At 64.9% G+C, this 14,434-nt stretch carries 10 protein-coding genes and 1 pseudogene; 4 read left to right on the forward strand and 7 right to left on the reverse strand.

All coding sequences use genetic code 11. From position 1 onward, the window contains the following. Positions 1-70: 70 nt before the first annotated feature. Positions 71-1,495 carry a mycothione reductase gene (locus tag PSET11_RS11435; protein ID WP_124092403.1) on the forward strand — a complete coding sequence of 475 codons (1,425 nt, stop codon included), beginning with the start codon at positions 71-73 and terminating at the stop codon, positions 1,493-1,495. 16 nt (positions 1,496-1,511) lie between these two features. Here the strand turns inward: PSET11_RS11435 and PSET11_RS11440 are convergent, their stop codons facing one another. The 7 genes from PSET11_RS11440 to PSET11_RS11470 all read right to left on the reverse strand — a co-directional run bounded on the left by PSET11_RS11440 (position 1,512) and on the right by PSET11_RS11470 (position 12,155). After that, a complete protein-coding gene (locus PSET11_RS11440; RefSeq protein ID WP_124092405.1) occupies positions 1,512-2,489 on the reverse strand; it encodes an aldo/keto reductase in 978 nt (325 codons plus the stop codon). Positions 2,490-2,498: 9 nt separating this feature from the next. Continuing rightward, complete coding sequence (locus tag PSET11_RS11445) at positions 2,499-3,059, reverse strand: hypothetical protein (RefSeq protein WP_124092407.1); 561 nt, start codon at positions 3,057-3,059, stop codon at positions 2,499-2,501. Next, positions 3,056-3,640 (reverse strand): DUF402 domain-containing protein, encoded by a 585-nt coding sequence (locus PSET11_RS11450; protein ID WP_124092425.1) that lies wholly within the window; start codon positions 3,638-3,640, stop codon positions 3,056-3,058. Before PSET11_RS11450 ends, PSET11_RS11445 begins: the two co-directional genes overlap by 4 nt. A 29-nt stretch (positions 3,641-3,669) precedes the next feature. Continuing rightward, the gene (gene dxs / locus PSET11_RS11455) at positions 3,670-5,643 is read right to left on the reverse strand and encodes a 1-deoxy-D-xylulose-5-phosphate synthase (RefSeq protein WP_124092409.1); all 1,974 of its coding nucleotides are present in this window, start codon (positions 5,641-5,643) and stop codon (positions 3,670-3,672) included. A gap of 187 nt (positions 5,644-5,830) precedes the next feature. Beyond that, positions 5,831-8,641 (reverse strand): aconitate hydratase AcnA, encoded by a 2,811-nt coding sequence (gene acnA / locus PSET11_RS11460; RefSeq protein ID WP_124092411.1) that lies wholly within the window; start codon positions 8,639-8,641, stop codon positions 5,831-5,833. Between the two features lie 152 nt (positions 8,642-8,793). Then, on the reverse strand, positions 8,794-10,182 hold the full coding sequence (locus PSET11_RS11465) for a class I SAM-dependent RNA methyltransferase (protein ID WP_124092413.1): 1,389 nt from the start codon (positions 10,180-10,182) through the stop codon (positions 8,794-8,796). Beyond that, complete coding sequence (locus PSET11_RS11470) at positions 10,179-12,155, reverse strand: APC family permease (RefSeq protein ID WP_124092415.1); 1,977 nt, start codon at positions 12,153-12,155, stop codon at positions 10,179-10,181. Before PSET11_RS11470 ends, PSET11_RS11465 begins: the two co-directional genes overlap by 4 nt. 119 nt (positions 12,156-12,274) lie before the next feature. On the opposite strand from PSET11_RS11470, the gene PSET11_RS11475 reads away from it, so the two are divergent. The 3 genes and pseudogenes from PSET11_RS11475 to PSET11_RS11485 form a co-directional block, all read left to right on the forward strand. After that, entirely contained in the window at positions 12,275-12,949 is a 675-nt protein-coding gene (locus PSET11_RS11475) for a potassium channel family protein (protein WP_124092417.1), read from the forward strand. After that, on the forward strand, positions 12,946-13,680 hold the full coding sequence (locus PSET11_RS11480) for a potassium channel family protein (RefSeq protein WP_124092419.1): 735 nt from the start codon (positions 12,946-12,948) through the stop codon (positions 13,678-13,680). Before PSET11_RS11475 ends, PSET11_RS11480 begins: the two co-directional genes overlap by 4 nt. Before the next feature lie 76 nt (positions 13,681-13,756). Beyond that, positions 13,757-14,434, forward strand: a pseudogene (locus tag PSET11_RS11485) (HNH endonuclease); the annotation flags it as partial.

Here is a 14,434-nt window from a genome sequence, read left to right on the forward strand (position 1 = left end):
CAGGGCTGCCATAAACTGCCGGAGAAGGCTTGGCGGACCACCGCCAGCTCCTGCAGTGAAAGATGGAATCATGCCCCACTACGACCTCGCAATCATTGGCTCCGGCTCTGGTAACTCGCTGGTGACGCCGTACTGGGATGACAAGCGGGTGGCCATCATCGACGGTGGCGTTTTCGGTGGGACATGCTTGAACGTCGGCTGCATTCCCACCAAAATGTACGTCTACCCCGCAGCCCTGGCAGCAGCACCCAAGGAAGCCGCTAAGCTCGGCGTCGACTTGAGCCGGGATGCCGTGCACTGGAACGACATCCGGGACCGGATCTTCGGCCGGATCGACGCGATCTCCGCAGCTGGCAAGGCCTACCGCGCCGACGAACTGGACAACGTTGACCTGTACCAGGAGTACGCCACGTTCAGCAGCCCCCGCACCCTGGTGACGGAATCCGGCGTCGAAATTTCCGCCGACCGAGTGGTCATTGCGGCCGGTTCACGCGCCGTCCTGCCCGAGGTTCCCGGGGTGGACCTGCCCCAGGTCCACACCTCCGACACCGTCATGCGCCTTGATGGGCTCCCGGCCCGGGTGGTTGTGGTGGGCGGCGGGTACATTGCCGCCGAGTTCGCGTCCATCTTCCACGGCTTCGGCTCCCAGGTCACGCAGGTGAACCGGTCGGAGCGCCTGCTGCGAGGCATCGATGCCGAGATCGCCGAACGCTTTGCCACTGCAGCAGCCAGCCGCTGGAAGCTCACCCTGGGCCACTCGCTGCAGTCCGTGGAGGACAACGGGGACGGGTCGGTCACCGTGGTCTTTACCGACAATGCCGGCGCTGAACTTCGATTGCCTGCCGACGTGGTGCTGATGGCCACCGGCCGGGTACCCAACGCAGACCGCCTGGATGCTGGCGCAGCGGGCTTCGACCTTACCGACGCCGGCACCATCGCCGTGGACCAGTACCTGCAGGTGCGCTCAGGCGGAGCCCCGGTTGCCGGCGTGTACGCCTTGGGGGACGTCGCCAACGAATATCAGCTCAAGCACGTAGCCAACCGGGAAGCCCGCGTGGTGAGCCACAACCTGGAACACCCCGACCAGCCGCGCAGCATCGACTACACGGCCGTCCCGTTCGCCGTATTCGCCAACCCGCAGGTGGCGTCCGTGGGGCTGTCCGAGACGGACGCCCGGTCCAGTGCGGCGCCGGGCACGGAGATTACGACGGCGGTCCAGGACTACGGCAGCACCGCCTACGGTTGGGCGATGTCGGACGAGGAAGGCGTGGTCAAGCTGATCGCCGAGAAGGCCACCGGCAAGCTGTTGGGTGCGCACGTGATAGGCCACGAGGCGTCCCTGCTCATCCAGCCGCTGGTGCAGGCGATGAACATGGGCACCACGGTGTCGCAGCTGGCGCGCGGCCCGTACTGGATCCACCCGGCTTTGATGGAAGTGGTCGAGAACGCGCTGCTGTCCCTGGACGTGGACGCACCAGCCGACGCGCCCCTGTAGGGACGCGCCGGAGGCGTCAGAAGAGGGCCACCTTGGGGACGGCAGGGAAGATGCTGTCCAGTTCGGCCAGGTCCGCCGGTGTGGGCTGCCAATCGGCGGCTGCCGAGTTTTGCCGGACCTGTTCGGGCTGGGTGGCACCGGCGATGACGCTGGCGACGGATGGCTGCGCGGCGAGCCAGGAGAACGCCACTTCGATTTCGGTGCGGCCCCGTTCTTTAGCGAAGCTGCTGAAGGCTCCCAACTGGTCCCAGTCGGCGTCGTCCACCATGGTGGTGCGGGTGTGGCTGAGGCGGGAACCGGCCGGCGCGAAACCGGGCGAATACTTGCCGGTGAGGAGGCCGTTGGCCAGCGGGAAGTACGGCAACACACCCAAGCCAAATTCCTCGGCAGACGGCGTCACTTCCTGCTCAGCACGCCGGTCCAGCAGGTTGTAGTGGTTCTGCGTGGAGATGAAGCGGGCGCCGCCGAGTTCCCGGGCGACGTACTCGGCCTGCGCGATCTGCCAGCCGGACCGGTTGGAGTGGCCGATGTAGCGCACCTTGCCGCTGCGCACCAGGTCATCCAGCGCTGAGATCGTCTCGTCGATGGGTGTCAGGGGGTCCGGGGTGTGGAACTGGTACAGGTCGATCCAGTCCGTTCCGAGCCTCCGCAGTGAGGCTTCCACAGCCTGGATGATGTAGCGGCGGGAGCCGCGGGCCGCGAAGTCGGGTCCGCTGGCGCCCTTCATGTCCATCCCGAATTTCGTGGCGACCACTGCGCCGTCGCGACGCCCGGCCAGGGCCTTGCCCAACATCACTTCGCTGAGCCCGGGTTCGCTCCCGTAAGCGTCAGCGACGTCGAAAAGGGTGATGCCGGCGTCGAGCGCTGCATGGACGACGGCGTTGGTGCCGTCCTGCGTCTCGGTGGCCGTATTGGCCCGGCCCAGGTTGTTGCAGCCGAGCCCTACTGTTGAAACGCTGAGGCCAGATCGGCCAACGCGACGGTACCTGGTCATGGTTCTCTCCTAGAGGCTGAAGCCGGTGGCGGGTTTGGCCGAGTGCTTGAGTTTGAAGGCGTTCGGTTCGCCGAAGGTGGCAGCGCCGATGCTCAGCTTGGTGAAGTCCAGGTCCTCGCCGCGGGCGCAGATCTTGACCGCGTTGACGGCCTTGTTGGCGTCGGGGACCAGGCAGAAGATGTTGAGTTTATAGTCGGTGAATTCGGAGCGTTCAACGGTCCCCAAGCCGCGCCACGCCAGGTGGCTGATGAGGGCGTCGGTGGCCTTCTCCTCAAGGTAGCGGTCCCGCTCGGTACCTTCGCGGGTTTTCAGCGCGAACTGGGCCACCACCCAGAACTGCTCCGCTTCCGGGATTTCGGTGTAGCCGTCTTCTGCGCACTGGGCTGCGAAAGCATCAAGCAGTCCGTTGGCTTCGTCTTCGCCCGGCACGTCCGTTTCCTCGGTTTTGCTCTGGTGGCCCACCACGCCGTAGTTCATGACGAACTGGCTGTAATCGGTGTCGAACCACGCCTCCCTGAAGTGCAGAACGTTTTCGGTGTCGCGTTTGTAAACCCTGACAATGTCGCTCATGTGCGTCCCTTGCTGAACCATGCGGCGTCGGTGCCATCAAACGGCGCCTGCTGCGCTGTGACGGCCTGAAAAAGGTGGGCTGCGCTGTCCTGCAGCGAGGCGGCGAGGTCGTCGGGATAGGCCATGGCCACCCGATGCTCGGCAAATTCGTCTTCGTCATCGATAAACACGCCGCGGTCCCGGGTGTTGATGACATCGAGGTCCATGTCGATGACGTGGAACTCGCAGACGTTGTTCCTGATGGGATTCCACTGATGCGCTAGGGCAAGGTCAATGTAGACGTGCATGCCGCCTGGATGGGCACCGTCGTAGAAGGTGGCTACCCAGTCGCCGGTGCGCGGAACCAGGAGGACAGCGTCGGACTGGGTGTAGAACGCCAGGCCGGGGCGGGAGCAGAACTCGTGGGTGCCCTGGAAGATCCACCAGCCGTGCTCGTCTTCGCCCAGGTAGCGGCCGGGCACCACCCAGTGCGCTTTACCGTTCCACTTGCGGTTACGTGCCACCACCAGCTGCCCAGGTTTCAGGGCAGGCGGGACGCGTGCCACCTCGGGGTCTACGGCGGCGACGGAGCCGCCCAGCATTCCGGGGTAGGTGTGAAGTTGTTGGGCCGTCACAGGATCGGCAGGCTGCCGGTGGTAGGGTGCTGCTGACCTGGCAGCGGCCTGGCGAACGGAACCTTGGTCCCCAAAACTTGGGCGACGACGTCGTGCGTGATCTGTTGAGCCGTCACGCCGACGCGTTCCAGGACCTGGCTGCGGGTGCCGTGATCGAGGAACTCGACGGGCAGGCCCACCTCGTTCAGGGCAGTATCCACGCCGGCCGCCCGCATTTCCTGGCGGATCCGGGAACCTACGCCGCCGGCACGGACGCCGTCCTCGATGCAGATGACCAGCCGGTGGTGCGAGGCCAGCGCAATGATGGATTGGCGTACCGGCAGTACCCACCTAGGGTCCACCACCGTGGTGGAAATCCCTTGCGCGCCGAGCCGGTTGGCGACGTCCAGGGACAGTTCGGACATGGCACCGACGCTGACGATCAAGACGTCGTTACCGGTGGAACCGGCAGGCCGGCGGGCCAAAACGTCGACGCCGTCACTCAACCGTTCGATCGCCTCAATTTCGGCTCCCACGGAACCCTTGGAGAACCGCACCACGCTGGGCGCATCACTGATGGCCACTGCCTCGCGCAACTCCTCGCGCAGCCTGCTGGCATCGCGCGGGGCTGCCAGGTGCAGGCCGGGAACAATCTGGACCATTGCCATGTCCCACATGCCGTGGTGGCTGGCGCCGTCCGGACCCGTGACACCAGCCCGGTCCAGGACGATCGTCACGCCAGCCTTGTGCAGTGCCACATCCATCAACAGCTGGTCAAAGGCTCGGTTCAGGAACGTGGCGTAGAGGGCCACCACCGGGTGCAGGCCACCAAACGCCATCCCGGCTGCGGACGTGAGGGCGTGCTGCTCGGCGATGCCGACGTCGATCACGCGGTCCGGGTGCTTGGCGGCGAACTTGTGCAGGCCCACCGGGATGAGCATGGCGCCGGTAATCCCCACGACGTCGGCACGCTCGTCAGCGATGGCAGCAATCTCGTCGGCAAAGACGGACGTCCACGATTGTGCGCCGGCGCTGCCTGTGGGCTCACCGGTCTCCGGGTCGATGATGCCAACGGCGTGAAACTGATCAGCCTCGTTGGCGCGGGCCGGAGCGTAGCCGTGACCCTTTTCAGTCATCGCGTGCACAATCACCGGGCCGGCAAAGTTCTTGGCCGTGGACAGGGCGTTTTCCATGGCTTGCAGGTCATGGCCGTCCACCGGGCCGATGTACTTCATGCCCAGGTCCTCGAACATGCCCTGCGGCGCCCACCAGTCCTTGATGCCCTTCTTGGTGGCATGCAGGCTCTTGTAGGTCAGTTGGCCGGCCGGGCCTGCCTTGAGGAGTTGGCGCTTGCACCAGTCCAGGGCACCCTCGTAGGCCGGGGCGGCACGGAAGGAGTCGATGGTGGGCCGCAGGGATGCCAGGTGGTCGGCCAAGCCGCCGACAGTGGGTGCGTAGGAGCGGCCGTTGTCATTGACCACGATCACCACGCGCCGCCGCTTGTCTGCAGCGATGTTGTTGATGGCTTCCCAGGCCATGCCGCCGGTGAGGGCACCGTCGCCCACCACAGCAACGACGTAGCGATCGCCGTCGCCTGTCAGTTGCCGGGCCCGGGAGATGCCATCCGCCCAGGACAGCGACGACGAGGCGTGGGAGCTCTCCACGATGTCATGCTCGGATTCTGCCCGGGACGGGTAGCCGGACATGCCGCCTTCCTGCCGGAGTGTGCTGAAATCCTGGCGGCCGGTCAGCAACTTGTGGACGTACGACTGGTGCCCGGTGTCGAAAATAATGCTGTCGCGGGGTGACTCGAAGATCCGGTGGACGGCAAGCGTCAACTCCACCACGCCCAGGTTGGGGCCCAAGTGTCCGCCGGTCTGGGAAACATTGGTGATCAGGAAATCCCTGATCTCCGAGGTCAGCGTTGTCAGCTGTTCCTCGGTCAAGTTGCTCAGGTCCTGCGGTGTCCGGATGGTGTCCAGGATTCCCAAATGGCCCCTCCTTCGGGTGGTAGACGTGCGGCTTAACTCTAACTCCTCAGCCCACCGCACGGACTCCAGCGGCGCGGACCGTGCTGTGCCCGGTACCAAGCCGGGCACCAGGATGAGACAGCCGAAGCCCCGGCTGGTCGGTGACCGGCCGGGGCTTCAGTTGGTGCAGCGTTGCGAGCGGGCTCCGCTAGCTGGCTGCGATTTGCCGCAGCACGTACTGCAGGATGCCGCCGTTGCGGTAGTAATCCGCTTCGCCCGGGGTATCGATGCGCAGTACGGCGTCAAACGAGGTGACCTTGCCGTCCTCGGCGGTTGCCGTGACCTTGAGGGTCTTGGGCGTGGTGCCGTCGTTCAGGGCGGTGACGCCTTCAACGGAGAACGTTTCGGTGCCCACCAGGCCCAGGGTGGCAGCAGACTCGCCGGCCGGGTACTGCAGCGGGAGGACGCCCATGCCGATGAGGTTGGAGCGGTGGATCCGCTCGTAGCTCTCTGCGACGACGGCCTTGACGCCCAAGAGCGCTGTTCCCTTGGCAGCCCAGTCACGCGATGAACCGGAGCCGTACTCCTTGCCGGCCAGGATCACCAGCGGGGTGCCGGCTGCCTGGTAGTTCTGCGCGGCGTCGTAGACATAGGCCTGCGGGCCGTCAGCCTGGGTGAAGTCGCGGGTGAAGCCACCCTCAACGTTGTCCAGGATCTGGTTCCGGATCCGGATGTTCGCGAAGGTACCGCGGATCATCACTTCGTGGTTTCCACGGCGTGAGCCGTAGGAGTTGAAGTCCTTGCGCTCCACACCGTGGGCCAGCAGGTACTGCCCAGCGGGGGTGTCCGACTTGAACGAACCTGCCGGGGAGATGTGGTCGGTGGTGACCGAATCGCCCAGCTTGAGCAGCACACGGGCAGCGGAGATGTCCGTGACCGGCGTCGGCTCGGCCGACATGTTCTCGAAGTACGGGGGCTTCCGGACGTACGTGGAGTTCGGATCCCAGGCGAAGGTGTCGCCGGCGGGGGTATCGAGCGCCTTCCAGCGGTCGTCGCCGTCGAACACGCCAGCGTAGCCGCGGGCAAACATGTCGCTGTCGATCGACCGGTCCATGACTTCCTGGACCTCTACCGGGTTGGGCCAGATGTCCTTCAGGAAGACATCGTTGCCGGCTTCGTCCTGGCCGAGGGCGTCGGTGTCGAAGTCGAAGTCCATGGAACCGGCCAGGGCGTACGCGATGACCAGGGGCGGTGAGGCCAGGTAGTTCATCTTGACGTCCGGGTTGATCCGGCCTTCGAAGTTGCGGTTACCGGAGAGGACGGCGGTGACAGAGAGATCGTTGGCCTGGATGGCCTCGGAGATCTCGGTATCCAACGGACCGGAGTTGCCGATGCAGGTAGCGCAGCCGTAGCCCACGGTGTAGAAGCCAAGCTTCTCCAAGTAAGGCGTCAGACCTGACTTTTCGTAGTAGTCGGTGACAACCTTGGAGCCCGGTGCCACAGAGGTCTTGACCCACGGCTTGGAGGTCAGGCCCTTTTCGACAGCCTTGCGAGCCAGCAGCGCAGCAGCCAACATCACCGAAGGGTTCGAGGTGTTGGTGCAGGAGGTGATGGACGCGATGGAGACTGCGCCGTGATCGAGCTCGAACGCGCGGCCATCCTGGGTGCTGACGTGCACCGGGTTGGAGGGTCGACCCAAGGCGCCGTTGGCTGCCGAAGCAACTCGGTTGGTCTCGGTGACGTGCGAGTCAGGCTGGGTGAAAGACGGCGAATCCGAGGCCGGGAAGGACTCGTCCAACGCTTCGTCAACGCTGCCGTCTTCGATGGCCACGTAGTTGTGGATGTCCTTGCGGAACTGCTCCTTGGCATCCGAGAGCTCGATGCGGTCCTGCGGACGCTTGGGACCGGAGATGGAGGGAACCACGGTAGACAGGTCCAGCTCGAGGTACTCGGAGAACTTGATCTCGCGTGAGGGATCGTGCCAGAGGCCCTGTTCCTTGGCGTAAGCCTCAACCAGGGCAACGTTCTGATCCGGACGGCCGGTCAGGCGCAGGTAGTCCAGTGTGACGTCATCGATGGGGAACATTGCAGCCGTGGAACCGAATTCCGGGCTCATGTTGCCGATCGTTGCACGGTTGGCCAGCGGCACAGCCGCAACGCCTTCACCGTAGAACTCCACGAACTTGCCGACAACGCCGTGCTTGCGGAGCTGCTCGGTGATGGTCAGGACCACGTCGGTGGCGGTAGCGCCAGCCGGGATGGAACCGGTCAGCTTGAAGCCGACCACGCGCGGGATCAGCATGGAAACGGGCTGACCCAGCATGGCAGCCTCGGCTTCGATGCCGCCAACGCCCCAGCCGAGCACACCCATGCCGTTGACCATGGTGGTGTGCGAGTCGGTGCCAACGCAGGTGTCCGGGTAGGCCCGGAGTGCGCCGCCAACTTCGCGGGTCATGACGGTGCGTGCCAGGTACTCGATGTTGACCTGGTGCACGATGCCGGTTCCCGGCGGAACGACCTTGAAGTCATCGAAGGCTGTCTGGCCCCACCGCAGGAACTGGTAACGCTCGCCGTTGCGCTGGTATTCGATCTCCATGTTGCGCTCCAGTGCGCCGGAGTTACCGAAGGCATCGATCTGGACGGAGTGGTCGATGACCAGCTCCGCAGGAGCCAAGGGGTTCACCCGCGTGGGGTCACCGCCCATCTCCTTGACCGCTTCACGCATGGTCGCCAGATCCACCACGCAGGGGACGCCGGTGAAGTCCTGCATGATCACGCGGGCAGGCGTGAACTGGATCTCTGTATCGGGCTGGGCGTTGGGATCCCAACCCGCCAGGGCACGAACGTGTCCGGCCGTGATGTTGGCGCCGTCCTCAGTCCGCAACAGGTTTTCAAGCAGTACCTTGAGGCTGAACGGAAGGTTTTCTGAACCTTCAACGGAGTTCAACCGGAAAATTTCGTATTCGGTTCCGGCTACATTAAGTTTGCCTTTTGAACCGAAGCTGTCCACAGTGCTCATCGCAGACTCCTCTCGCAACAGTTTCATCTTTGTCGCGCGGTTGTCCGCAAACTAGTTAGGAAGCCCTAATTAGTGGTGGGCCCGGAAATTGCACAGGGTCCTCCGGTCAGATACAGCGCGACGCGGGATTTCTCAGCCCCATGATAGTGGGTTCAGGACCGGGGCGTCAGCAAAGCCACAGTCTCTAGATGGTGGGTATGGGGGTAAAGGTCAAAGGCCCGCAAGCCCGTGACGTCCCAGCCCGCCTGATGGAAGTAACCCAGGTCACGGGCGAACGACGCCGGATCACACGAGACGTACGCGATGCCTCGCGGCTGGGCGGCAACGAGTTGGCCCACCACGGTTTTGCCGGCACCGGCCCGGGGCGGATCGAGGACGATCGCGTCCAGGGACCGGGGCTTCTCCCGCAGGACCCGTTCAACCCGGCCCTGGACAATCTCCACCTGTGGAGCGGCATGCAGGTTCTTGCGCGCATCCCGGCTGGTTCCGGGCGCGCCTTCGACCGAAAGGACTGAGCCGGACTCCCCCACCTCGTCGGCGAGGACAGCGGTGAACAGTCCGGCGCCAGCATAGAGGTCGGCCACTGACGATCCCGGCGCGAGGAACCCACCACCCTGGAGGAAGTCCCGGACGGCCCCGGTCAGCGTTGCCGGGGCATGGCGATGGATCTGCCAGAAGCCGGCACCGCTGACGCGGTAGTCGTGCCCGGCAGCTGACTCCTGGACCCACGCACGGCCGCGCAACTGCTGAACCTCACCCGTTTCCGGATCAAGGGCAGCAACGGAAACGTCCGCGGGCAACTGGGCGGCAACGCCGGCCAACCGCTTGGGGGTGGTTCCGGCCGACGGCACCAGGAGCACCAATACCCGAGACCCGTTGGCAGGTGCTGCAACTTCAACCCGGTCGATCCCCTGCAGGTCGATGTCCCAGAGCTGGAGCGCGTTGATGGCATCGAGGGCCAACGGCATCTCGCGGACCGCCACGATGTGGTGTGAACGGTGCGCGTGCATGCCCAGTTTGCCGCCCTTGGTGACCGAGAAGCTGGCGCGAGTGCGCCACCCCAGTCCCGGGCCGCCGTCGTCCGCGTTGTCCACCGCCTCTACGGTGCCGGACCAGCCAGCCAGGGGAAGTTCGACGCCGGCGAGCCGGGACAGCTGCTCGGCCAGCACCGCCGCTTTCAGCTCGCGCTGCCGTGGCAGCGCGATGTGCCCGAACTCGGCACCGCCCACCGGCGGGTGGCCGTGCTCCCAGGCCCGCCGGGAGTCGGCGAGCCGCCAGAAATGCTCCACCCGATCCGGGGACGCGTCCAGCACCGCCACAACATCCGCGCGCCAGAATTTCGCCGACTCACCGGCGTCGGTCAGCCTGGCCTTCACCTTCTCGCCGGGGATCGCGTGCCGGACGAAGATCACCCGGCCATCGTGGCGGGCCACGCAATGCCCGCCATGGGCGACTGGACCGACGTCGAGGACGACCTCCTCACCGGCGCGGGAACCCAGGTCTTCGGTCTGGGCGGCGGGGCGGGTGGTCTTGGAAGTCATTGCACGTCCTGGAAGTTCTTTGCGTCAACGGATGATTTGAGCTGCCATGGGACGCTGGCCACCATGACGCCTGGTTCAAAGTGCAGGCGGGTCTTGATGCGGAGCGCCGTCTGGTTGTGCACCAACTGCTCCCACCACTTACCCACCACATATTCGGGGATATAGACCACCACGAGGTCCCGCGGCGAGTCGATCCGCATCTGCTTCACGTAATCCATGATGGGCGTCACGGTTTCGCGGTACGGGCTGGCGAGGACTGTCAGGGGGACCGGGATTTCGAGCTTCTCCCAGTCGGCCACGGTGCGCGCGGTGTCGTCGGGGTCAATGTCCACAGTAATCGCATCCAGCTGCGAGGGCCGGGACGCCCGGGCGTAGGCGAGGGCGCGCAGGACGGGTTTGCGGACGTGCGAGACGAGCAGGACCGCGTGCACCCGGGTGGGCAGGGCCCGCGGCGAGGAGTCCTCGTCCACGGCCAGCTCCTTGGCCACATTGTCGTAGTGCGCCCGGATGCTCCACATGATCAGGAACAAGACGAACATGGCCAGCAACGCGATCCAGGCGCCCTGCTCGAACTTGGTGATCAGCACGATCACCAGGACCAGGGCTGTCATGCAGAAGCCCATGGTGTTGATGGCGCGGGACTTGGCCATCCGGCGTCGGACGGCCTTGTCCTTAGCGAGTTTCAGCTCCCGGCCCCAGTGCCGGATCATGCCCAACTGGCTGGCCGTGAAGGAGATAAAGACGCCCACAATGTAGAGCTGGATGAGTTTGGTGACATCGGCGTTGAAGGCAATGATCAGGACCAGCGCGCCTGCCGCGAGGGCCAGGACGCCGTTGCTGAAGGCGAGGCGGTCGCCGCGGGTGCGGAGCTGGCGGGGCAGGTAGCCGTCCTGGGCGAGGATGGAGCCGAGGACCGGGAACCCGTTAAAGGCGGTGTTGGAGGCGAAAACTAGGATGATGCCGGTGGCGGCCACCACGATGTAGAACGGGATGGAGCCTGCACCGAAAATGGTCTGCGCGATCTGGCTGATGGCCGGGTTTTGGATGTAATTCTCCGGCAGGGGCAGGCCGTTGAGGAGAAACTCGGTGGCCGGGTCCAAGACGATATGGACCTTGGTCGCCTGCGCGAGGAACATGATGCCCGCCAGCATGGAGGCGCCAATCACGCCGAGCAGCAGCAGCGTGGTGGCGGCGTTCTTGCTCTTGGGCTTCTTAAAGTTGGGGACGCCGTTGCTGATGGCTTCGACACCGGTCAAGGCGGCAGCGCCGGAGGAGAAGGCGCGCAGCAGCAGGAACGCACCGGCCAGGCCCACCAGTCCCTCATCGAACCCTTGCGCGGGAACGATCGTGAACGCGGCGGACGGCGCCTCCCCCAAGGTTCCGGTGGCCATTTTGTAGACGCCAACCGCCGTCATGCCCAGGATGGACGCCATGAAAATGTAGGTGGGCACGGCAAAGACGCTGCCCGCTTCCTTGATGCCGCGCAGGTTAACCAACGCAAGGATGACGACGCCGATGGTGGCGATGAGGGCCTGTTGCCCATGCAGGGCAGGCACGGCCGTGGTCAAGTAGGCGGCGGCAGAGGACATGGACACGGCGACCGTCAGCACGTAGTCCACCAGCAGAGCCGACGCCACGGTCAAGCCCGCATATTTGCCGAGGTTCTCGTTGGCGATCTCATAGTCGCCGCCACCGGAAGGGTAGGCGTGGACGTTTTGCCGGTAGGACGCGACGACGGTCAGCAGCACCACCATCACGGCCAGGCCAACCCACGGCGAGAAGGCGACGGCGCTGACACCGGCCAGTGCCAGGGTGAGCAGAATTTCGTCGGGCGCGTACGCCACGGAGGACAGCGCGTCCGAGGCGAAGACCGGGAGTGCAATCCGTTTGGGAAGCAGGGTGTGGGCGAGCCGATCGTTCCGGAAAGGGCGGCCCACCAACACGCGTTTGACGGCGTTCAATATTGTCAGCACTCCACAAAGCTAGTCTGATTCCGGGGCTGTGTCATGACGGCCCCTGGACAGCTCGAAGGGGTGGGCTGGCGGTAGAGTTCTAGCTGCATGGCTTGTCAGGTGAATATAGAGGAGAATCGGTGGCGCATTTCGTGATCATGGGATGTGGCAGGGTGGGGGCAACGCTGGCGCACACGCTGGAGGATGCTGGCCACTACGTTGCAATCATCGACCAGGACGACAGGGCATTTCGTCGCCTGCGGCCAAGCTTTACCGGCCGGAAAGTCACCGGCGTCGGTTTCGACCGGGACACCCTGAAGCAGGCCGGCGTCGATGAGGCCTACGCCTTCGCCGCGGTTTCCAGTGGCGACAATTCCAACATCCTGGCCACCCGTGTCGCCAGGGAAACCTTCCACGTTCCGCACGTGGTTGCGCGCATCTACGATCCAGGCCGCGCTGAAATCTACCAGCGGCTCGGCATCCCCACCGTGGCGGCCGTGCGCTGGAGCGCGGACCAGGTGCTGCGGCGGATCCTGCCCGAACAGCACCTGGCCGGCGATTTCCGCGAACCGTCCGGCCGGCTGGTCCTGGCAGAACTTGATATCGATGCCGGCTGGGTGGGTCACCGCATCAGCACCATCGAGGAAGCCGCCGGAGTTCGGGTGGCGTACCTGACCCGGTTCGGCGAAGGGCAGTTGCCCGGCAGCGAAACCCTGTACCAGGACGGCGACACCGTGCACGCCATGTTGGCCGTCGCCAACAGTTCCCAGGTCATGCAAATCCTGGCCAAGGGCCCCGGCAAGGAGTTCCAGTGAAGGTAGTTATTGTTGGCGCTGGCAGTGTGGGATCGTCCATTGCCCGCGAACTCCTCTCCCACAAACACGATGTCTTGCTGATCGACCTCAAGCCCGAGGTTATTGGCCGCAGCGGCCTGCGCGGGGCGCGGTGGCTGGTGGGTGATGCGTGCGAGCTGAGTACCCTGCAGGGCGCGAAAGTGGACGAGGCCGATGTAGTGGTGTCCGCCACCGGAGATGACAAGGTCAACCTGGTGGTCTCCCTGCTGGCCAAAACCGAATTCGGGGTGGGCCGGACCGTAGGACGGGTCAATAACCCCAAGAACGACTGGATGTTCAACGATTCCTGGGGTGTTGACGTGGCGGTCAATACTCCGCAGCTGATGACCGCACTCGTGGAAGAGGCAGTGGAGATCGGTGACCTGGTCCGGCTCCTGACGCTTCAGACGGGTGTTTCCGCGATCGTCGAGTTCACTGTCCCGCACGACTCGCACGTGATCGGCCAAACTGTCGGTGCCATCGACTGGCCGGAGGACTCAACGCTTGTGGCGATCCTGCGCGACCACGCTCCCATCACGCCGAGCCGGGACGACGTGATCGACGGCGGGGACGAACTCTTCTTCGTCACCACCATTGCTGCCGAAGACGACCTCAGGGCTTTGTTGTCCTCCGCCACCGACGAGGACGTTGATGGCGATTCCGGTGAAGATAACGCCAAACACGCGCCGGAGGATGACGGCTTCGACGGGTAGGAGCAACGGCACCAGACTTATCCACATAGCACCGAAGCCTCGAGTGTACGGCGGTGATGTCTAGGAAAATTGAGAGATGGCAAAGGTAGTGGATTTCCAGACCCTGGTCGCTGACCGGGTCGGCGGCTCTCAGTCCTCCGCGGTCCTGGAACCCGCTGCCTTGGAACCTGCCGCCACCCTGCCCAGGGACGCAGCCGGCGCCACCTTCGACAACCACACCCCCAACACGTTGCGTTCATTGACTGCATGGACGCCAGCAACCGTCCCGGATTTACTGGTGGCGGTGGCAGGGGTTCGGCCCGCTGCGGATGCTGCTGGGTTGATTGATCAACTCCGCGGCCTCGAAGATCTGAAGTCCGCGGCCGCTGGCCTCCAAGCCCGGCTGGCCGTCGCGTTCGACACCCTCGAACGCACAGCCCAAGCCGCGGCCGGGGTGCCCGCCGCCGAGCGAGGCCACGGCGTCAGTGCCCAAATAGCATTGGCCCGGCGTGAATCCCCCAGCCGCGGCGGCCGGCTCCTTGGCCTCGCCCGAGCCCTCGTCACCGAAATGCCCCACACCCTCACCGCCCTCAACACCGGGGACCTCAACGAATGGCGCGCCACACTCCTCGTCCGGGAAACAGCCTGCCTCAGCGCCGAAGACCGGACCGCCGTGGACGCTGAACTCGCCGCCGACACCGGCACGTTCACCGGCACAGGAGACCGGGCCCTGATCGCCGCGGCCAGGACCGCCGCGTACCGCCATGACCCACGC

The sequence above is a fragment of the Arthrobacter ulcerisalmonis genome (genome assembly GCF_900609065.1).
In the GTDB taxonomy this organism is placed as follows: Bacteria; Actinomycetota; Actinomycetes; order Actinomycetales; family Micrococcaceae; genus Arthrobacter; species Arthrobacter ulcerisalmonis.

Coding starts and splice junctions, on each gene's coding strand:
- PSET11_RS11435 (WP_124092403.1), top strand. CDS start 71: ATGCCCCACTACGACCTCGCAATCATTGGCTCCGGCTCTGGTAACTCG.
- PSET11_RS11450 (WP_124092425.1), bottom strand. CDS start 3,640: ATGCTGGGCGGCTCCGTCGCCGCCGTAGACCCCGAGGTGGCACGCGTC.
- acnA (WP_124092411.1), bottom strand. CDS start 8,641: ATGAGCACTGTGGACAGCTTCGGTTCAAAAGGCAAACTTAATGTAGCC.
- PSET11_RS11445 (WP_124092407.1), bottom strand. CDS start 3,059: ATGAGCGACATTGTCAGGGTTTACAAACGCGACACCGAAAACGTTCTG.
- PSET11_RS11440 (WP_124092405.1), bottom strand. CDS start 2,489: ATGACCAGGTACCGTCGCGTTGGCCGATCTGGCCTCAGCGTTTCAACA.
- PSET11_RS11465 (WP_124092413.1), bottom strand. CDS start 10,182: ATGACTTCCAAGACCACCCGCCCCGCCGCCCAGACCGAAGACCTGGGT.